The organism is Izhakiella australiensis, from assembly GCF_002006995.1.
Taxonomy (GTDB): Bacteria; Pseudomonadota; Gammaproteobacteria; order Enterobacterales; family Enterobacteriaceae; genus Izhakiella; species Izhakiella australiensis.
Map to the genome: position 1 here is coordinate 1 of NZ_MRUL01000021.1, position 18,790 is coordinate 18,790.

General features: G+C 53.5%; 20 protein-coding genes. 14 read left to right on the forward strand and 6 right to left on the reverse strand.

Annotated features, from left to right (window positions below):
- Window positions 1-306, reverse strand: a 306-nt coding sequence (locus tag BTJ39_RS20350; protein ID WP_139356346.1) for a helix-turn-helix domain-containing protein, incomplete at its 3' end; no start/stop codon positions are given.
- A gap of 163 nt (window positions 307-469) precedes the next feature.
- Entirely contained in the window at window positions 470-751 is a 282-nt protein-coding gene (locus BTJ39_RS20355; protein WP_078004553.1) for a hypothetical protein, read from the reverse strand.
- A 745-nt stretch (window positions 752-1,496) separates the two neighbouring features.
- On the opposite strand from BTJ39_RS20355, the gene accD reads away from it, so the two are divergent.
- From accD to hisP, 10 genes are all read left to right on the forward strand, one after another.
- Window positions 1,497-2,399: an acetyl-CoA carboxylase, carboxyltransferase subunit beta gene (gene accD / locus BTJ39_RS20360; RefSeq protein WP_078004554.1), complete on the forward strand. Its 903-nt coding sequence runs from the start codon at window positions 1,497-1,499 to the stop codon at window positions 2,397-2,399.
- Between the two features lie 56 nt (window positions 2,400-2,455).
- The gene (gene folC, locus BTJ39_RS20365) at window positions 2,456-3,724 is read left to right on the forward strand and encodes a bifunctional tetrahydrofolate synthase/dihydrofolate synthase (protein WP_078004555.1); all 1,269 of its coding nucleotides are present in this window, start codon (window positions 2,456-2,458) and stop codon (window positions 3,722-3,724) included.
- Window positions 3,714-4,430 (forward strand): cell division protein DedD, encoded by a 717-nt coding sequence (gene dedD, locus BTJ39_RS20370; protein ID WP_078004556.1) that lies wholly within the window; start codon window positions 3,714-3,716, stop codon window positions 4,428-4,430. The genes folC and dedD overlap by 11 nt, the downstream gene beginning before the upstream one ends.
- A 215-nt stretch (window positions 4,431-4,645) precedes the next feature.
- On the forward strand, window positions 4,646-5,131 hold the full coding sequence (gene cvpA / locus BTJ39_RS20375) for a colicin V production protein (RefSeq protein WP_078004557.1): 486 nt from the start codon (window positions 4,646-4,648) through the stop codon (window positions 5,129-5,131).
- A gap of 35 nt (window positions 5,132-5,166) precedes the next feature.
- Complete coding sequence (purF, locus tag BTJ39_RS20380; RefSeq protein WP_078004558.1) at window positions 5,167-6,681, forward strand: amidophosphoribosyltransferase; 1,515 nt, start codon at window positions 5,167-5,169, stop codon at window positions 6,679-6,681.
- 74 nt (window positions 6,682-6,755) lie between these two features.
- On the forward strand, window positions 6,756-7,337 hold the full coding sequence (locus tag BTJ39_RS20385; protein WP_078004559.1) for a UbiX family flavin prenyltransferase: 582 nt from the start codon (window positions 6,756-6,758) through the stop codon (window positions 7,335-7,337).
- A 255-nt stretch (window positions 7,338-7,592) separates the two neighbouring features.
- A complete protein-coding gene (argT, locus tag BTJ39_RS20395) occupies window positions 7,593-8,375 on the forward strand; it encodes a lysine/arginine/ornithine ABC transporter substrate-binding protein ArgT (protein WP_078004561.1) in 783 nt (260 codons plus the stop codon).
- A gap of 90 nt (window positions 8,376-8,465) precedes the next feature.
- A complete protein-coding gene (locus BTJ39_RS20400; protein ID WP_078004562.1) occupies window positions 8,466-9,152 on the forward strand; it encodes a histidine ABC transporter permease HisQ in 687 nt (228 codons plus the stop codon).
- Window positions 9,149-9,865, forward strand: a complete 717-nt coding sequence (locus BTJ39_RS20405; RefSeq protein WP_078004563.1) for an ABC transporter permease — start codon at window positions 9,149-9,151, stop codon at window positions 9,863-9,865. The genes BTJ39_RS20400 and BTJ39_RS20405 overlap by 4 nt, the downstream gene beginning before the upstream one ends.
- Before the next feature lie 8 nt (window positions 9,866-9,873).
- Complete coding sequence (gene hisP, locus BTJ39_RS20410; RefSeq protein WP_078004564.1) at window positions 9,874-10,647, forward strand: histidine ABC transporter ATP-binding protein HisP; 774 nt, start codon at window positions 9,874-9,876, stop codon at window positions 10,645-10,647.
- Between the two features lie 47 nt (window positions 10,648-10,694).
- On the opposite strand, the gene BTJ39_RS20415 is transcribed toward hisP, so the two are convergent.
- Both BTJ39_RS20415 and yfcG read right to left on the reverse strand, forming a co-directional pair.
- Window positions 10,695-11,588 carry a TIGR01777 family oxidoreductase gene (locus BTJ39_RS20415; RefSeq protein ID WP_078004565.1) on the reverse strand — a complete coding sequence of 298 codons (894 nt, stop codon included), beginning with the start codon at window positions 11,586-11,588 and terminating at the stop codon, window positions 10,695-10,697.
- Window positions 11,589-11,697: 109 nt separating this feature from the next.
- On the reverse strand, window positions 11,698-12,327 hold the full coding sequence (gene yfcG / locus BTJ39_RS20420; RefSeq protein ID WP_078004616.1) for a GSH-dependent disulfide bond oxidoreductase: 630 nt from the start codon (window positions 12,325-12,327) through the stop codon (window positions 11,698-11,700).
- A gap of 186 nt (window positions 12,328-12,513) precedes the next feature.
- Here yfcG and yfcF point away from each other — a divergent pair, with 186 nt between their 5' ends.
- Together yfcF and yfcD are read left to right on the forward strand one after the other, a co-directional pair.
- Window positions 12,514-13,155: a glutathione transferase gene (gene yfcF / locus BTJ39_RS20425; protein ID WP_078004566.1), complete on the forward strand. Its 642-nt coding sequence runs from the start codon at window positions 12,514-12,516 to the stop codon at window positions 13,153-13,155.
- A 158-nt stretch (window positions 13,156-13,313) separates the two neighbouring features.
- Window positions 13,314-13,853, forward strand: coding sequence for an NUDIX hydrolase YfcD (yfcD, locus tag BTJ39_RS20430; protein WP_078004567.1), 540 nt, complete (start codon window positions 13,314-13,316; stop codon window positions 13,851-13,853).
- A 70-nt stretch (window positions 13,854-13,923) separates the two neighbouring features.
- On the opposite strand, the gene pta is transcribed toward yfcD, so the two are convergent.
- Both pta and ackA read right to left on the reverse strand, forming a co-directional pair.
- A complete protein-coding gene (gene pta, locus BTJ39_RS20435; protein ID WP_078004568.1) occupies window positions 13,924-16,077 on the reverse strand; it encodes a phosphate acetyltransferase in 2,154 nt (717 codons plus the stop codon).
- A gap of 70 nt (window positions 16,078-16,147) precedes the next feature.
- Complete coding sequence (gene ackA / locus BTJ39_RS20440) at window positions 16,148-17,350, reverse strand: acetate kinase (protein ID WP_078004569.1); 1,203 nt, start codon at window positions 17,348-17,350, stop codon at window positions 16,148-16,150.
- Between the two features lie 332 nt (window positions 17,351-17,682).
- Between ackA and yfbV the strand changes: the two genes are divergently transcribed.
- On the forward strand, window positions 17,683-18,135 hold the full coding sequence (gene yfbV / locus BTJ39_RS20450) for a terminus macrodomain insulation protein YfbV (RefSeq protein ID WP_078004571.1): 453 nt from the start codon (window positions 17,683-17,685) through the stop codon (window positions 18,133-18,135).
- 150 nt (window positions 18,136-18,285) lie between these two features.
- Window positions 18,286-18,783 carry a YfbU family protein gene (locus BTJ39_RS20455; RefSeq protein ID WP_078004572.1) on the forward strand — a complete coding sequence of 166 codons (498 nt, stop codon included), beginning with the start codon at window positions 18,286-18,288 and terminating at the stop codon, window positions 18,781-18,783.
- Window positions 18,784-18,790 lie beyond the last annotated feature (7 nt).

Sequence of the window (18,790 nt, forward strand, 5' to 3'; positions counted from 1 at the left end):
CTGTAACGTCCTGCGCAGCTTATCAGGATATTTGCCCGGATATTTCTCCTGCAGATACTCAAGAACCGTTGCCGGCGAGATTTGCGGCCGGGATTCAAGTAAGGGAAGAATGTCGCTCAGCCAGACATCCTCCAGAGGATCCTGGCGGGTCCGCCAGTGTCGCTCCCCGAACGGTTGCCACTGTCCTTTTTCAATACGCCGGCCTGAACGGACCGAGATGCCCGCAGTAGCCGCAGCGGCTTCCTGGGTAAGACCTTTATTACGTTGAGTCATGTAAAAACTGACCTGCCTGATATTCAGCGCCACAACCTCTCCCGGGTGGGGAAAAAACGGGACGCTAAGGTTACAAACAGGCCAGAGTAATTGTCGCGAATCGGACGGGGTAATTGTCGCCTAATAAGGGGCAATAAAAAACCGCCCGGGAATGCAGTGAACCCCGAAGGCGGCTATTTAATCGCTGCATTACCCGTTACGGGTGTTCGTATTGCTCAAACGTACGCGGCTCCGGGTCGCCGGGTTGACGGAACATGGCGTTGTCGTCTCTGCACTTTTTCAGATACATCAGGGTCTGCTTAGCCTGATACTGATCGTGTGGGGAGAGGGAGCCAGGAGTTCCAGCATTACTTGCTACTACAACCTTGGTCAGGATTTCGATACCAAGCCCGATCATTTCGGTGGTATCCAGAATCGCAGAGCGATACAACGTATTCTGATCCTGGAGGTCTTCAAATTCCTGGTCGGTATGAGACATCGTAAATCCCCTTTTAGTTTGGTAAGTTAACATTGAATTAACACCATCCACCTTACTCCAACCACCAGATAATGAAAAGTAAAGTACTGTTTTTACGTCCAGTCTTTTATGTGTCGGAATTTAGCTTAGTACCATTGCTAATTTTACTGCGCTCCTCCATAAAACGTATCCGGCTGCGATTTGCACGCTGGCGTACAGATTCGTATGAGCGGTTGAATTTCAGGGCTATTAGCTTGAGTGGGAGGGTTGCTGCGAGTTCTTTAAGAAAGCCTGTCTCATCGGGTGATCAGCGGCGGCCAGGAGTTAACTGGTTCCCGCTACGCCGATATTCAGGTTATTGCATATCCTCTCCAGTGTTTAGCCAAACGCCTTAGGGACGGTGGCTACTGGCTGGTGCGGACGTACAACAATAGCGATCTGAAGCTTGAATATCCCGTCTCTCATTTTGTGGCTGCGACAGTTTTACTGTGTTGGGAGGCATGACATTCATTACTGATGACGGAGAGACGATAGAAGGAGAAGCGCTTAGCGAGGTTGTTGTACGGGGAGTAGTGACGCATTCTATTATTGGCATGAGAGAGAAGGTGCTCCGTTTTAATGCTAAATTCATTCGAAATGAGCACCTATCCTATTGATGTATATGTAGCGAAATGTTGTTATATGTGGTCTAATATCGTCTAATTTGTGGGCTATAAATCAAGGCAACCGCCTGATTTTACACAACAAACCGGATTATTTATCATCAATGAGCTGGATTGAACGAATTCTCAGTAAGAGCACCACCCCGACGCGTAAAGCGAGTATTCCTGAAGGGGTATGGACCAAATGCGATAGCTGCGTTCAGGTGCTCTATCGCGCCGAACTGGAGCGCAACCTTGAGGTCTGTCCTAAGTGCGACCATCACATGCGCATGCATGCGCGCGCGCGTCTGCACAGCCTGTTAGATGAGGGTACGCTGCTGGAGTTAGGCAGCGAGCTGGAGCCGAAAGACGTCCTTAAGTTCCGTGATTCTAAAAAGTACAAAGATCGCCTGGCCGCCGCGCAAAAAGAAACTGATGAAAAAGATGCGCTGATCGTAATGAAAGGTGAGCTTTACGCTAAGCCGGTCGTTGCCGCCGCGTTTGAGTTTTCTTTTATGGGCGGCTCCATGGGGTCAGTGGTGGGCGCACGCTTCGTGCGCGCGGTCGAACAGGCGCTGGAAGATAACTGCCCGTTTATCTGCTTTTCCGCTTCCGGCGGTGCGCGTATGCAGGAAGCGTTGATGTCGCTGATGCAGATGGCAAAAACCAGCGCGGCGTTAGCTAAAATGCGCGAGCGCGGTTTGCCTTATATTTCTGTGCTCACCGATCCGACAATGGGCGGCGTATCCGCCAGTTTCGCTATGTTGGGTGACCTGAACGTGGCGGAGCCGAAAGCGCTAATCGGCTTTGCCGGCCCGCGCGTTATCGAACAAACCGTGCGTGAAAAGCTACCTGCCGGTTTTCAGCGCAGCGAGTTCCTGATTGAAAAAGGGGCGATTGACATGATTATTCGCCGCCCGGACCTTCGCTTCAGACTGGCTAGTATTCTGGCAAAAATGATGAACCTGCCAGCGCCGGAGGAAGCGTCAATTCAGGCAGAAAGCGACGCTGAACACCAGGAAGCCTGACAGATAATCGGGAGGCGCTCCCTCCCGCAACGTATCGTCAATAAATAACGGTATCCATGGACAACCTTCAAATCCCTGAAGCCACGTCGCCCCTCGCAACGTGGCTTTATTATCTGGAAAACCTTCATAGCAAGGCGATTGAACTCGGCCTCACGCGAGTGCATCAGGTTGCCCGCGACCTTGATCTGCTTAAACCTGCTCCCTTTGTTTTTACCGTTGCCGGCACTAACGGCAAAGGCACCACCTGTCGGATGCTGGAAACGTTGCTGATGGCGGCGGGCTTCAGCGTTGGCGTTTACAGTTCGCCGCATCTGGTTCGTTATACCGAGCGGGTGCGCATCCAGGGGCAGGAGCTTGCTGAATCCGCGCATACCGCCTCTTTTGCTGCTATTGAAGCAGGGCGGGGCGCTACTTCATTAAGCTATTTTGAATACGGCACGCTGTCGGCGCTGTGGCTGTTTCGTGCCGCGCAGCTCGACGTGGTCATTCTGGAAGTCGGGCTGGGTGGCCGGCTGGATGCGACCAACATTATTGATGCCGACGTGGCCGTCGTTACTAGCATTGCGCTGGACCATACCGATTGGCTTGGGGCGGATCGTGAAAGTATCGGACGAGAAAAAGCCGGTATTTTCCGCGCCGGCAAGCCGGCGGTGGTTGGCGATCCCGCGATGCCTGCCAGCATTGCCGAGGTAGCAAAAGAGACTGGCGCACAGCTGTTGTGTCGCGATCGTGACTGGTCTTTACAGCCTGACGCTGGCAGCTGGAGTTTTCGTTATAACCAGCTGGCGCTCACTGGTTTGCCGCTGCCGCAGGTGCCACTGGCGAATGCGGCGACAGCGCTGGCGGCGCTGCAGGCTTCAGGGCTTGCCGTCCCGCAGAAGATCATCCGCGAAAATCTTGCCATGGCCGTGCTGCCGGGCCGCTTTCAGACCGTGCAGCTATCGCCGCGGCTGATTCTTGACGTCGCGCACAACCCCCATGCAGCAAGCTACCTGGCCGGCCAGATTAGCCAGCTTAACCCGCAGGGTAAGGTGCATGCCGTCGTCGGTATGCTGCATGATAAAGATATTGCCGGTACGCTGGCGGCGCTGAAACCGGTTGTTGACTGCTGGTACTGTGCGCCGCTACCCGGACCGCGCGGCGCCAGCGCGCAGCAGCTTAGCGCCCATCTGCCGCAGGCAAAAAGTTATGATTCTGTTACGATTGCCTGGCAACAGGCGATGACGCAGGCGACGGATCGGGATATCGTGCTGGTTTGTGGCTCGTTTCACACCGTAGCTGAAGTAATGGACACAATGGAAACGGAGAAGGGTCGTGGCCAGTAAGTTTCAAAACCGCCTGGTAGGCACGGTGATTATTGTGGCGCTCGGCGTCATTATTCTGCCCGGCCTGCTGGATGGTAAAAAAAAGCACTATAAAGAGGATTTTGCGGCCATTCCTCTGGTACCAAAACCGGGTGACCAGCAGGACACTGACATGGTGCCGCCGGTTACTCAATCCTTGCCGGCGCAGCCGCCGGCGGGCGCGGGTAGCGCGGCGAACAGCGATACCGCTGACGCCGCCGCTGCCGACAATAATAACGCTGATACGGGCGGTAGCGCGCCTGCGGAGCCCTCTCAGCCAACGGTTGTCGCCCCGCCGCCGGTAAAACAGGCTCCGCCTAAGTCGGTTGAAAAACCGCAGCCTAAGCCGCCGCAGCCAAAACCACAGGAAACGCCAAAGCCCAAACCGGTTGAAGCGCCGAAAGCACAGGAACAGGCGCCAGCGCAGCAGGAAAAAGCGCCGACGGGTCAGGCATGGGTAGTACAGCTTGGCGCGTTGAAAAACGCTGGCAGAGTAAACGAAATCGTCGCCCATCTGCGGCTGTCCGGCTATCGTGCTTATACCATCCCGGCGACGCCGGTGCAGGGGCAGATTACCCGTATCTACGTCGGGCCGGATGCGAATAAGGCGAAAATGCAGTCCGCCGTAAGCGAATTGAAAAGCATCAGCGGGTTAGGGGGCGTAGTGAAGCCCTACAGCGCTCGCTAACCGGTTGCAGAGACTCAGGTGCCTTACCCGCCTGAGTCTCTGCATTCAGCGTCAATTTAAGGCGTGAATATATGTTAATTTATTGTAAATTAACGCTTTTCTTAATCGACATGCTTTTCTTTTTTCTTAAGCTGCAAAACCCTACGCAAACGTTTTCTTTTTCTGTTAGAATGCGCCCCGAACTGGATGCAGGGGCCTTGTCGCTGGAATAGTTCATGATCTGGATTGATTACGCCATCATTGGCATTATTAGTTTTTCAGCACTGATTAGCCTGATTCGCGGCTTTGTTCGCGAGGCTTTGTCCTTGGTTACCTGGGGCTGTGCTTTTTTTGTTGCCAGTCATTACTACCCTTACCTTGCAGTCTGGTTTACCGGTTTTGAAGATGAGCTGGTTCGCAATGGTATTGCCATCGCCGTCCTGTTTATTGCCACCCTGGTGGTGGGGGCGATTGTGAACTACGTTATCGGATCGCTGGTGGAAAAAACGGGCCTGTCCGGAACGGACAGAGTGCTGGGAGTCTGTTTCGGGGCGCTGCGTGGCGTATTGATTGTGGCAGCGATTTTATTTTTCCTTGATACATTTACCGGATTTTCAAAGAGTCCGGACTGGCAGCAGTCACAGCTTATCCCGGAATTCAGCTCCATCATCAGGTGGTTTTTTGACTATCTGAAGAGCACGTCGAGTTTTATGCCGCAGTAATCGCGCTGGGGCAGCGGCTATGAGGAAATAACAGCATGTGTGGTATTGTCGGGATCACCGGTTTTATGCCGGTAAACCAGTCGATTTATGACGCGTTAACGGTGCTTCAGCACCGTGGCCAGGATGCCGCAGGCATCGTCACCATTGATGCCACTAATTGCTTCCGACTGCGCAAAGCGAACGGGTTGGTAAATGATGTGTTCGAAGCGCGCCATATGCAGCGTTTGCAGGGTAACATGGGTATCGGTCACGTTCGCTATCCCACCGCTGGCAGCTCCAGCGCTTCGGAAGCCCAGCCTTTTTACGTCAACTCTCCGTACGGAATTACCCTGGCGCATAATGGTAATCTTACCAATGCGCATCAATTACGTAGCTACCTGTTTGAAAGCGGGCGCCGCCACGTTAATACCACTTCCGATTCGGAAATTTTGCTGAATATTTTTGCCGAGGAGCTGGATCGTTTTCAGCATCCTCTGGAAGCTGATAACATTTTTGCCGCTATTGCAGCGGTGCATAACAAAGTGCGCGGCGCCTATGCCTGCGTCGCCATGATCATTGGTCACGGACTGGTCGCCTTCCGCGATCCAAACGGTATCCGCCCGCTGGTGCTGGGTAAGCGCGTACTGAGCGATGGGCGCACCGAATATATGGTGGCGTCAGAGAGCGTTGCGCTGGATACGCTCGGCTTTGAGTTCCTGCGTGACGTCGCACCGGGCGAGGCGGTGTATGTTACCGAAAAAGGCCAGCTGTTTACCCGTCAGTGCGCCGAAAATCCGCGCAGCAATCCTTGCCTGTTCGAGTATGTTTATTTTGCCCGGCCGGACTCATTTATCGATAAAATTTCGGTTTACAGCGCCCGGGTGCGTATGGGGACCAAGCTGGGGGCAAAGATTGCCCGCGAATGGGAAGATCTTGATATCGATGTGGTGATCCCCATTCCGGAAACGTCGACTGATATCGCGCTGGAAATTGCCGGTATTCTGGATAAGCCATACCGCCAGGGTTTTGTCAAAAACCGCTACGTAGGGCGCACCTTTATCATGCCAGGCCAGCAGATGCGCCGCAGCGCAGTGCGGCGTAAGCTGAATGCCAACCGCGCCGAATTCCGTGATAAAAACGTGCTGCTGGTGGATGACTCCATCGTGCGTGGCACCACTTCGGAGCAAATTATTGAGATGGCGCGCGAAGCGGGAGCGAAGAAGGTTTATCTTGCCTCTGCGGCGCCGGAAATACGCTTTCCGAACGTCTATGGTATTGATATGCCAAGCGCCACTGAGTTGATTGCCCACGGCCGCGAAGTGGAAGAAATTCGCCAGCTTATCAAAGCTGATGCCCTGATTTTTCAGGATCTCAGCGACCTGATCGAGGCGGTGCGTGAAGAAAATCCGGATATTGCTCAGTTTGAATGTTCGGTATTCAACGGCGTTTATGTCACCAAAGACGTCGACCAGCGATACCTTGAGTATCTCCAGTCGCTGCGTAATGATGACGCCAAAGCGATGGCGCGTCAGAACGAAGTCGAGAGCCTTGAGATGCATAACGAAGGCTGATTGGTCTTTACGCTCACAAATCAGCTACACTGGGCCGGAAATTATTCCGGCCCGTTTGTTTTTAAGGATAGGCAATGAAGCGACTGATTATTGGTATCTCAGGTGCCAGCGGAGCCATCTATGGCGTCAGAATGTTGCAGGTCTTGCAGCAGGTAGATGGCGTGGAAACGCATCTGGTCATGAGCAACGCAGCGCGGCAGACGCTGACGCTGGAAACCGATTTCAGTCTGCGCGACCTGCAGTCGATGGCCGACGTTGTCCATGACGGGCGCAACATTGCCGCCAGCATCTCTTCTGGCTCTTTTAAAACTCACGGCATGGCGATCCTGCCTTGCTCAATCAAAACCCTTTCCGGCATCGTTCACGGCTATACCGATAACCTGCTAACCCGCGCGGCTGACGTAATACTGAAAGAGCGCCGTCGGCTGGTGCTCTGCGTGCGCGAAACGCCTCTGCATCTGGGTCATCTGCGGATGATGACTTCAGCAGCGGAGATGGGCGCAGTGGTGATGCCGCCGGTTCCGGCTTTTTATCACCGACCTGCAGCGGTGATGGATATCGTCGATCAGACAGTGAACCGCGTCATCGACCAGTTTGATATTGACCTGCCAGATGATTTATTCATGCGCTGGAAAGGTGCAAACCCACCGCAGTGATGCACCATTATGGTGCTTATTATTGTGCTGAATCGCATTTCGCGCATCAGATGCACCAGAATGCAACATTCTTGCCGCTTCCCGGTGACAAACCTGTTATAAATTTTGCGCAAGCTCTGTACCTGTGCCCGGCGGGCGCCGGTGGCGGAATTCTTAACAAAATTAAGGGCTGCCGTAATTTATGGCATGAAAACTGCAAATTATCAGGCACCACAGGGTAGTAAATAATAAAAATCACTTTATTGAGGGTTAACTATGAAAAAGCAGGTCTTAGCTCTTTCTGTGCTGCTGGCTGTATCCAGTGTTGGAAGCGCGCTGGCCGCCGTGCCGAAAACGCTACGTATTGGCACCGACCCGACCTATGCGCCGTTTGAATCAAAAAATGCGCAGGGACAATTAGTCGGTTTCGATATCGATCTGGCTAATGAAATCTGTAAACGCATTCAGGCCAAGTGTACCTTTGTTGAAAGCGACTTCGATGCGCTCATTCCCTCTTTGAAAGCCAAGAAAATCGATGCCATCATTTCTTCACTGTCCATTACCGCTAAGCGTCAGGAAGAGATAGCCTTTTCGGATAAGCTGTACGCCGCCAATGCGCGTCTGATCGCGCCGAAAGGTTCAAAAATTCAGCCAACGCTGGAATCGCTGAAGGGTAAAACTATCGGCCTGCTGCAGGGCACTACCCAGGAAACCTATGCCAATCAGAACTGGCGGCCAAAGGGCGTGACTGTTACTCCTTATGCGAACCAGGACCTGGTGTATCAGGATTTGACTGCCGGTCGTATCGACGCAGCGTTCCAGGATGAAGTCGCGGCCAGCGAAGGTTTCCTTAAGCAGCCGATCGGCAAAGACTATACGTTTGCCGGCCCGGCGGTAAAAGATGACAAAATTTTCGGTATCGGTACCGGTATGGGCCTGCCGAAGCAGAGCACCGACCTGAAGGCTGCGATTGATAAAGCCTTCGAATCGATGCGTAAAGACGGCACCTACGATAAGCTGGCGAAAAAATATTTCGATTTTAACGTGTACGGCGATTAAGCAACACCTGTCATAAGGAGCCCCGTCAGGGGCTCTGTTTTGCTGTCGACGGCAAAACGCGGGAAAGATCGGACAAGACAGGATTACTTTATGCTGTATGGCTATTCTGAAGTTATTTTGAAAGGGGCGACGGTCACCCTCGAACTGGCGTTGAGCTCGGTAGTTCTGGCCGTCATTATTGGGTTGATTGGCGCCGGCGCCAAGCTTTCCTCTAACCGCTTTTTTAGGCTGATTTTTGAAGCTTACACTACCCTGATCCGCGGCGTGCCGGACCTGGTACTGATGCTGCTTATCTTCTATGGTCTGCAAATTGCGCTTAATAATCTGACCGACCTGCTCGGTATGAATCAGTTTGATATCGACCCGATGGTGGCCGGTATCATCACCCTCGGTTTTATCTACGGCGCCTACTTTACCGAAACCTTTCGCGGCGCCTATCTGGCGGTGCCGAGAGGGCATATTGAAGCTGCCGTCGCCTTCGGCTTCACCGGCTCCCAGACCTTTCGCCGCATTCTGTTTCCAGCCATGATGCGCTTTGCGCTGCCGGGTATCGGCAATAACTGGCAAGTTATTCTGAAAGCGACCGCGCTGGTTTCATTGCTGGGCCTGGAAGACGTCGTTAAAGCGACGCAGCTGGCGGGGAAAAGTACCTGGCAGCCGTTTTATTTCGCTATTGTGGCCGGCGTGATTTATCTGGTATTTACCACTATTTCGAACGGCGTGCTGTTGTGGCTGGAAAAACGCTATTCGGTTGGCGTAAGAAGGGCTGACTTATGATTGATATCATTCAGGAATACTGGAAAGCCCTGCTATGGACCGATGGGTATCGTTTCTCCGGCGTCGCGATTACGCTGTGGCTGCTGGTCCTTTCCGTGGTGATGGGCGGCTGTATGGCCGTGCTGCTGGCGATAGCCCGTGTTTCGCCCTATAAAGCGCTGCGACTGCCTGTCTGGCTGTTTACCTATGTGTTTCGCGGTACGCCGCTCTACGTTCAGCTGTTGGTTTTTTATTCCGGCATGTATACCCTGGAAGTGGTAAAGGGGAGCGAGCTGCTGAACGCTTTTTTCCGTAGCGGTCTGAATTGCACCGTGCTGGCGCTGACGCTGAATACCTGCGCCTATACCACGGAAATTTTCGCCGGCGCCATTCGCGGCGTAGCCCACGGAGAAATTGAAGCGGCGCGCGCCTATGGCTTCTCAACCTTTAAGCTCTATCGCTGCATTATTTTGCCATCGGCTTTGCGCAGCGCGCTGCCAGCCTACAGCAACGAAGTTATTTTGATGCTGCATTCTACCGCGCTGGCGTTCACCGCGACGGTCCCTGATTTGCTGAAAGTCGCGCGCGACATCAACTCCGCGACTTATCAGCCGTTTACCGCCTTTGGCATTGCCGCCGTGCTGTATCTGATCATCTCTTATGTGTTGATAAGCCTGTTCCGCAAAGCGGAAAAACGCTGGCTGCAACACGTTAAACCCTCATCGTCCCACTGAGCTGAATTATGTCTGAGAATAAATTACAGGTAACCGATCTCCACAAGCGTTATGGCGAACATGAGGTGTTAAAAGGCGTATCGCTGCGGGCAAATGCCGGCGATGTCATCAGCATTATCGGCTCGTCTGGTTCGGGTAAAAGTACCTTTTTACGCTGCATTAATTTTCTCGAAAAACCCAGCGAAGGGGCCATTGCGGTAAATAAAGAGAATATCAATCTGGTACGTGATACCGACGGCCAGCTTAAGGTGGCGAATAAAGAGCAGCTGCGCTCGCTGCGCACCCGACTGACGATGGTGTTTCAGCACTTCAATTTGTGGAGTCACATGACGGTGCTGGAGAACGTTATGGAAGCGCCGATCCAGGTGCTGGGGCTGAGCAAGCAGCAGGCCCATGAGCGTGCGGTGCGCTATCTGGATAAGGTGGGGATAGACGAGCGCGCGCGTGCTAAATATCCGGTTAATCTCTCCGGCGGGCAGCAGCAGCGCGTTTCTATTGCGCGAGCGCTGGCTATGGAGCCAGAGGTTCTGCTGTTTGACGAGCCGACGTCAGCGCTTGACCCTGAACTGGTTGGCGAGGTGCTGCGCATTATTCAGAAGCTGGCTGAAGAAGGCAAAACCATGGTGGTTGTTACCCATGAAATGGAGTTTGCTCGCCACGTTTCCAGTCACGTGATTTTTCTCCATCAGGGCAAAATTGAAGAGGAAGGTAAACCTGATGAGGTTTTCGGCAACCCGAAGAGCACCCGCCTGCAGCAGTTTCTCTCCGGGGCGCTGAAATAATGCACTTATCAAATCCGGCGGGCGGTTAAGCACCGCCGCTGGTTTATTCATACCACGTCGGCCAGCGCCGGCTCCAGCTCGCGAAAGCGGAACAGAAAGCCGGAGTCGCCGAGTTTTTTCGGCAGCACGTGCTGGCCGCCCAGCACCAGCACTGAGGATTCTCCCATAATCAGGCGGATTGCCGCAGCCGGGGTGCGCATCAGCGCCGGGCGATGCATCACCTCGCCGAGCACGGCTGAAAACTGCTCATTCCTCACCGCATAGGGCGCCACCATATTTACCGGACCGCTCAGTTCGGGATGTTCTATCAGCCACAGTATTGCTTCTACCATGTCGTCGATATGGATCCAGGGTAAATATTGCCGCCCGTCGCCGAGCGGGCCGCCCAGCCCCAGTTTAAAGGGCAGCTTCATCTTACTCAGCGCGCCGCCGGATTTTGCCAGCACAACGCCGGTGCGTAGCAGGCAGACGCGAGTGTGTGGACTCTCTGCTTCCAGCGCCAGCTCTTCCCAGCGCGTGCACAGCGTATGGGTGAATTCGCGATGACCGGGATCGTCTTCGGTAAGCACCAGATCGCCGGTATTGCCATAAAAACCGGTTGCTGAACCTGAGATTAGCAGCTGAGGCGGCGCTGCGCTGGCTTTAATCAGTTCGGCAATGCGCGCCGTTATTTGCCAGCGGCTGTCGCACAGGCGCTGTTTTTGCGTTTCGGACCAGCGCTTGTCGGCAATGGGCTCGCCCGCCAGATTGATTACCACATCAATGCCATTCAGCGAGGTTTGCTGCTGAAGGCCGGACCATAAATTAACGCGACTATCCAGACGCTCGCGTGCGCTGGCGACGTCCCGCGTGACCACGCTGACCTGATGCTGGCGAACCAGCAGGGCGGGAATAAGATGGCTGCCGATCAGCCCGGTACCGCCGGTGAGCAGAATATGCACGATTACTCTCCTTTTCAAACAGATTGAAACGCCGCTGTTTTCTTTTTATCAGCATAGAATAAGTGGCGCGATCTGCTGTGAGAAAGGGCGCAATCCGGTGCGCTGCTCGCTAGTTTCCCGCTGCCAGTTTGATAACTCGCTGGGTTGCCGGGCGGATTTGAATGCGGGTGAACCAGTTATGGATGGCCGGATAGTTGGCCAGATCAATGCGCTGATGCTCGTGAGCGTTTATCCAGGGCCAGATGGCAATATCGGCGATACTGTAATGATCGCCCGCAACCCAGGGCGTTTGCTCAAGCTGGTGGTTAAGTACCTTGTACAGCCGCTGGGTTTCAACCTGAAAGCGTTCGATAGCGTAGGGAATGGTTTGGGCTGCCACATGGTTAAAATGGTAGTTTTGTCCCCCCGTCGGGCCAAGCCCGGAGGTTTGCCAGAATAGCCATTGCAGGGTGATAGCGCGTTCGCGCCATTCTGCGCTGAGGAATTTACCGGTTTTCTCTGCCAGATAAATCAAAATGGCGCCTGATTCGAACAGGGCTACCGGTTTGCCGCCGTCTACCGGTTGATAGTCGACAATCGCCGGAATTTTATTATTGGGGGCAATACTGAGAAATTCCGTACTGAACTGCTCGCCTTTAGTGAGATCAATCGGTTGCAACCGATAAGGCAGCGCCGCCTCTTCTAAAAAAAGCACAATTTTTTGTCCATTTGGCGTTGCGGAATAATACAGTTCGATCATGAGGTTATCCATTAATCCAGTCCGTTGAGACTGCCGTATTAAAAAATATAGAGCAACTTTATGACGGTTAAAAGAGGGAATTTTTCTGGAAAGCCATCCAATCATATCCCTAACAATTATTGCCATCGCGGCAGAAAATCTGTAAACAGAGAGTACCTAAAGTCGCTTTGCTGATGAGAAATCAGGATGAACTACCCAACTGTGACGCTGTGGTCCGATGGCTGTTATTTTAGTCCCTATGTAATGTCGGTATATGTGGCACTATCTGAAAAAGGCGTGCCGTTCTCAGTTAAGCGTGTCGATCTGTCCCGACACCAGCAGCAAAGTGGCAATTACGCTGATATTTCCCTGACGCGTCGGGTGCCTACGCTGGAAATTGATGATTTTCGCCTTTCTGAATCTTCGGCTATTGCCGAATATCTTGAAGAACGCTTTGCACCACCGGAATATGAGCGCCTCTATCCCCGGGCCCTTGAGAAGCGCGCCAGAGCGCGTGAGGTTCAGGCGTGGCTGCGTAGCGACCTCCAGGCGCTGCGCCAGCAACGGCCGACGGAGGTCCTGTTTGCCGGAGAACGCTTTGCGCCTCTCGATGCCGCAGGCCAGCAAGCGGCGCAAAAGCTGATCGCCGCTGCCGGGCGCTTGCTGCCGGCCGGGCAGCAAAATCTGTTTGGCGAGTGGTCGCTGGCCGATACCGATCTGGCTATCATGCTAAATCGACTGGTATTGCATGGCGATTCGGTGCCTGAGCCGCTGGCTGAATATGCGCATTTTCAGTGGCAGCGGGCATCGGTGCAGCTATGGCTGGCTGAATCGTCCCGTTCGCAGTAATTTTCCATCGGTTGTACGGGTTGCTTACGCTCAGCGTAGCCAGTAGGCTGTGGTGGCTCGTGCAGCTATGTGCCGGCAGACCGGGAAAATAACCGGGCCAGGGTCAACCGCCGCGCCGCAGGCGAGGCACAGTTAAGACTGAATAATAAGGGTAACAGATGGTGGAGCAACAGCAAGGCGGAGAATGGGTGGATGTCGTTGATGAGAACAACAACGTAATCGCACAGTCCAGCCGTGCCCAGATGCGGGCACAGTGCCTGCGCCATCGTGCAACCTACATCGTAGTGCATGATGGAATGGGAAAAATTTTGGTTCAGCGTCGTACTGAGACCAAAGACTTTATGCCTGGCATGCTGGATGCTACCGCCGGTGGCGTAGTGCAAAGCGGTGAGATATTGCTGGATTCGGCCCGCCGTGAAGCGGAAGAAGAGCTGGGCATTGCCGACGTGCCTTTCGCTGAGCATGGCGTGTTCTATTTTGAAGATGAGCACTGCCGCGTCTGGGGGGGATTATTCAGCTGCGTTTCACATGGACCTTTTGCCATGCAGGAAGAGGAAGTTGAAGACGTTTACTGGATGACCCCGGAAGAAATTACCGCACGCTGCGATGAATTCACGCCTGACTCGCTCAAGGCTCTGTCATTGTGGATCAGTCGCTATAGCGAAGCCGAAAGGCTTAGTCAGCAGCAGGTGGGATAACGCCGCTACGCAAGCTATAAAAAACGGGACCGCAGGTCCCGTTTTGTTGTCAACCGTGGTGCGCGGCTGATTAATCGTGCTGATCTTCTGCCTGCTGAGCCTGAATTGCCGTCAGCGCAATGGTATAGACGATATCGTCAACCAGCGCGCCGCGCGACAGATCGTTAACCGGCTTACGCATCCCTTGCAGCATCGGCCCGATGGAAATCAAGTCGGCGGAACGCTGCACCGCTTTGTAAGTGGTGTTACCGGTATTCAGGTCCGGGAAGATGAATACGGTTGCGCGACCAGCAACCGGTGAGTTCGGCGCTTTGGATTGGGCAACATCAGCCATAATGGCTGCATCGTACTGCAGCGGACCATCGATGATTAAGTCCGGGCGTTTCTCCTGAGCCAGACGGGTAGCCTCGCGCACTTTCTCAACGTCGCTACCCGCACCGGAGTTGCCCGTAGAGTATGAAATCATCGCTACGCGCGGCTCAATGCCGAAGGCGGTGGCGGAATCGGCAGACTGAATGGCGATTTCGGCCAGCTGCTCTGGATTCGGATCGGGGTTAATGGCGCAGTCGCCGTATACCAGAACCTGTTCCGGCAGCAGCATAAAGAATACGGAAGAAACCAGCGAGCTGTTCGGCGCGGTTTTAATCAGCTGTAGCGGCGGACGAATGGTGTTGGCGGTAGTATGCACTGCACCGGAAACCAGTCCGTCGACTTCAGCGCCCTCCAGCATCATCGTTCCCAGTACCACGTTGTCTTCTAACTGTTCGCGGGCGACAACTTCGGTCAGACCTTTACCTTTACGCAGTTCAACCATGCGCGCAACGTAGTTATCACGGGCGACGTGGGGATCGATTATTTCCACGCCTTTGCCGAGGGTCACGCCTTGCGCTGCGGCCACGCGCTGGATCTCTTGCGGGTTACCCAGTAACACGCAGGTCGCAATACCGCGTTCGGCGCAGATAGCGGCGGCTTTAACGGTGCGAGGCTCGTCGCCTTCTGGCAGTACGATGCGCTTGCCAGCCTTACGCGCCAGCTCGGTGAGCTGATAGCGGAATGCCGGTGGTGACAGGCGGCGGCTGCGCTCAGACTCCGCAGTCAGTGATTCAATCCAACCAGGATTAATAAAGCTGGCGACGTATTCCTGAATTTTTTCCACGCGCTGGGTATCGTCAGCGGGAACTTCCAGATTAAAACTTTGCAGGCTTAGCGAAGTCTGCCAGGTGTTGGTCTCTACCATAAATACCGGCAGGCCGGTCTGGAAGGCGCGTTCGCAAAGTTTGCGGATGCGTTCATCAATTTCATAGCCGCCGGTCAGCAAAACGGCGCCGATTTCCAGCCCGTTCATCGCCGCAAGGCAGGCTGCGACCAGTACGTCAGGGCGATCGGCAGAGGTTACCAGCAGTGAACCTGGACGGAAATGCTCCAGCATATGCTGCAGGCTGCGCGCGCAGAAAGTGACTGAACGTACGCGGCGGGTGGCGATATCACCTTCGTTGATTACCCGGGCGTTAAGATGGCGGCACATATCGATCGCGCGCGTTGCGATCAGATCGAAACTCCAGGGCACGCAGCCAAGAACCGGCAGCGGGCTGTTGGCAAAAAGCACTTTAGGATCGACGTTAGCAACGCTGGCTTTGGTGGAATCGTCAAAAATTTCCGACAGATCCGGGCGCGTGCGCCCCTGATCGTCCACCGGCGCGTTCAGCTTATTGATTATCACGCCGGTGATATTTTTATTCTTGCTTCCGCCAAAGCTGCTTTGCGTCAGTTTGATGCGCTCCATCAGCTCAGCCGGTGAATCATTGCCCAGCGACATCACGAAAACAATCTCAGCGTTGAGCGTTTTGGCAATCTCATAGTTAAGCGCAGAAGCGAACTGATGTTTGCGGGTGGGCACCAGACCTTCAAGCAGCACCACCTCAGCATCGCGGGTATTTTCGTGAAAACGGGCGATGATCTCTTCCATCAGTACATCCTGCTGGTTGGTGCTCAGCAGTGATTCAACGTGGCTGATAGTCAGCGGGTCGGCAGCAGGAATGGAGGAGTTTTTACGGATAATGGTGGTGGTCTGATCGGGATGATCCGCGCCGCTGCGCGGCTGTGCGATAGGTTTGAACACGCTCAGGCGCACGCCTTTACGCTCCATCGCGCGGATAACGCCGAGACTGACGCTGGTGAGACCGGTACTGGTGCCGGTGGGTATTAACATTATTGTACGTGACACAATAAACCTCTCAGGCAATTTACTGAGTGTCTGAAACAGCGCCGCCAGCGGCTGCTGGCGGCAGAAATGCTTATGCGGTCAGGCGCGCTGCGTCCTGAGCGATAACAAGCTCTTCGTTGGTTGGGATAACGACGGCAGGGCGGCTGCCTTCTTTGTTAATAAACCCGGCGTTGCCAAAACGCGCTGCCAGGTTACGTTCATGGTCGACTTCAAAGCCCAGCAGGCCAAGTTTTGCCAGCGTTAGCTCACGCACCATCGCGGCATTTTCGCCGATGCCGCCGGTGAAGATAACCGCATCAAGGCGACCTTCCATCAGCGCGCTGTAGGAGCCGATATATTTCGCCAGGCGGTGGCAATAAACGTCCATCGCGCGCCGGGCATCTTCTTTTTGCGTGTAATTGTCTTCAACGTAACGACAATCGCTGGTGGTTTCCGTCAGTCCAAGCAGGCCGGACTCTTTGGTCAGCAGCTTGTTAATGGCATCGACGCTCATGCCCAGGGTGTCGTGCAGGAAAAATATAATTGCCGGATCGATGTCGCCGCTGCGGGTACCCATCACCAGACCTTCAAGCGGGGTGAGTCCCATTGAGGTATCGACGCACTGGCCGTTGCGAATAGCGGAAACCGAGCCGCCGTTGCCCAGATGGCAAGTGATCAGATTCAGCGTTTCTACTGGTTTATTCAGATAGCCAGCAGCCTGCTGGGTGACATAATAGTGGCTGGTACCGTGTGCGCCATAGCGTCGAACGCCATGTTCTTTGTAAAGTTTGTAAGGCAGAGCGTACAGGTAAGATTCTTCAGGCATACTCTGATGGAAAGCGGTATCGAAAACTGCCACATTCTTATCAGAAAGATGTGGAAAGTTTTTCATCGCTTCGCCGATACCAATAAGGTGTGCCGGATTGTGCAATGGCGCAAAGGAAGAGGCGTCTTTTATCGCCTGCACCACCTGGTCGGAGATAACGACAGATTGAGTTAATGCTTCGCCGCCGTGAACAATACGATGACCTATCGCAGCAATTTGCGCCAAAAGTTCAGGTTTTTGTGCCAAAATATGCTGACTGATGAAGTCAAGCGCCTCGCTGTGAGCTGCGCCAGCACCGAGGGGGGCTTCCTGTTTACCGCCGTCGATTTTCCATTTAATACGCGCTTCAGGCAAATGGAAACATTCGGCCAGGCCGGAAAGGAATTCTTCACCGTCAGCGGGATTGATGATCGCGAACTTGAGTGATGAACTACCGCAGTTCAGAACCAATACTAACTTACTCGACATGGAAGTACCTATTTATCAAAAGTGGCGAAAAAAAAGTCAATCAGGTTATCAGCGTAGCGCATGAAAGCTGTTACATTCATGACTGGCGTCATGCTACCGATAAAAATCGGGATTTTTTTAAAAAAATAATGCAAAAAATGCTTATTTTTTTGAAAGGCAGGTGCTAACAGCTGGCCGACTACAGAATCAAAGACGATACTCATTTATCATAATGAAAGCGCGCTCAGGATAACCGGGGTCACCCGCAAAGACAAAATATTTTGAAAGTTGTACTGTAACGTTGTGTTATTGCGATTATTTTTTAAATTTTAAAGTAGAAGTTGAGGTTAGCCATGGCGAATGATTCAGATTTGGTCAGCGGGTTTAAGCTGTTCCAGCGCGGCCAGCACTATATGAAAACCTGGCCCATCGAGAAACAGCTGGCGCCAGTGTTTCCGGAAAATCGCGTCATCAGAGTAACGCGTTTCGCCATCAGATTCATGCCTCCGCTGGCCGCTTTTGTGCTTTGCTGGCAGGTGGCTTTAGGCGGGCAATTAGGGCCGGCCGTAGCGACTGCGCTGTTTGCCTGCAGCTTGCCTGTACAGGGGCTGTGGTGGTTAGGAAAACGCTCGGTAACGCCTTTACCGCCAGCTTTGCTGCACTGGTTTAACGAGGTGCGTGACAAGCTGGCTGAGTCCGGTCAGGCACTGGCCCCGGTTGAAGGCCGTCCGACCTATCAGGCGCTTGCTGACGTTCTCAAGCGCGCTTTCCGCCAGCTGGATAAAACCTTTCTCGACGATCTTTGATCCCAATACTTCTGGCGCAGGAAACAATATTTCCGCTCTTCCTGCGCTACGTCAAATTCAGGCATCCTTACGTTTCTTGCTTCTTTATCTCTGTGGCATGCTGCTGGCGTTGTCAGATCATCACCTTTCATGACCTCACAGGAGCGCATCATGGATATATCTAATGCTCAGCGATTAATTATCTCCAACCAGTATCGGCTTCTGGCTCTGCTGGAGCCAGCGCAGGAGAAGCACTATCGTCGGCTACGTACTATTGTTGAGCGCGGCTATGGTTTACAAATGGGCGAACTGGAACGTGACTTTGGCGCCTTGATGAGCGAAGACGCCTGCTACAAAGTTATCCAGACCATGGAGATGTACCACGCGCTTCAGGTATCCTGGAATAACCTGAAAGAGAAAAGCGGGATTGATGAGCGTCGGCTGAATTTCCTTGGTTTTGATGCGGCAACCGAAGGGCAGCTGCTGGGATACGTGCGTTTTCTGGTTGAAAGCGAAGGCAGCTATCCTGATTTTGACGCCAGTCAACACGGGTTTAATGCGCAAACGCCGATGTGGGAAAAGTATCAACGGATGCTCAGTATATGGCAAACTTGTCCACGACAATATCATTTAAGCGCTAATGAGATCGTGCAAGTTCTCAATGCCTGAGAAGGAA

Coding starts and splice junctions, on each gene's coding strand:
- BTJ39_RS20385 (WP_078004559.1), top strand. CDS start 6,756: ATGAAGCGACTGATTATTGGTATCTCAGGTGCCAGCGGAGCCATCTAT.
- BTJ39_RS20405 (WP_078004563.1), top strand. CDS start 9,149: ATGATTGATATCATTCAGGAATACTGGAAAGCCCTGCTATGGACCGAT.
- purF (WP_078004558.1), top strand. CDS start 5,167: ATGTGTGGTATTGTCGGGATCACCGGTTTTATGCCGGTAAACCAGTCG.
- accD (WP_078004554.1), top strand. CDS start 1,497: ATGAGCTGGATTGAACGAATTCTCAGTAAGAGCACCACCCCGACGCGT.
- BTJ39_RS20355 (WP_078004553.1), bottom strand. CDS start 751: ATGTCTCATACCGACCAGGAATTTGAAGACCTCCAGGATCAGAATACG.
- folC (WP_078004555.1), top strand. CDS start 2,456: ATGGACAACCTTCAAATCCCTGAAGCCACGTCGCCCCTCGCAACGTGG.
- hisP (WP_078004564.1), top strand. CDS start 9,874: ATGTCTGAGAATAAATTACAGGTAACCGATCTCCACAAGCGTTATGGC.
- BTJ39_RS20455 (WP_078004572.1), top strand. CDS start 18,286: ATGGATATATCTAATGCTCAGCGATTAATTATCTCCAACCAGTATCGG.
- yfcF (WP_078004566.1), top strand. CDS start 12,514: ATGAACTACCCAACTGTGACGCTGTGGTCCGATGGCTGTTATTTTAGT.
- ackA (WP_078004569.1), bottom strand. CDS start 17,350: ATGTCGAGTAAGTTAGTATTGGTTCTGAACTGCGGTAGTTCATCACTC.
- yfcD (WP_078004567.1), top strand. CDS start 13,314: ATGGTGGAGCAACAGCAAGGCGGAGAATGGGTGGATGTCGTTGATGAG.
- yfbV (WP_078004571.1), top strand. CDS start 17,683: ATGGCGAATGATTCAGATTTGGTCAGCGGGTTTAAGCTGTTCCAGCGC.
- BTJ39_RS20400 (WP_078004562.1), top strand. CDS start 8,466: ATGCTGTATGGCTATTCTGAAGTTATTTTGAAAGGGGCGACGGTCACC.
- yfcG (WP_078004616.1), bottom strand. CDS start 12,327: ATGATCGAACTGTATTATTCCGCAACGCCAAATGGACAAAAAATTGTG.
- cvpA (WP_078004557.1), top strand. CDS start 4,646: ATGATCTGGATTGATTACGCCATCATTGGCATTATTAGTTTTTCAGCA.
- argT (WP_078004561.1), top strand. CDS start 7,593: ATGAAAAAGCAGGTCTTAGCTCTTTCTGTGCTGCTGGCTGTATCCAGT.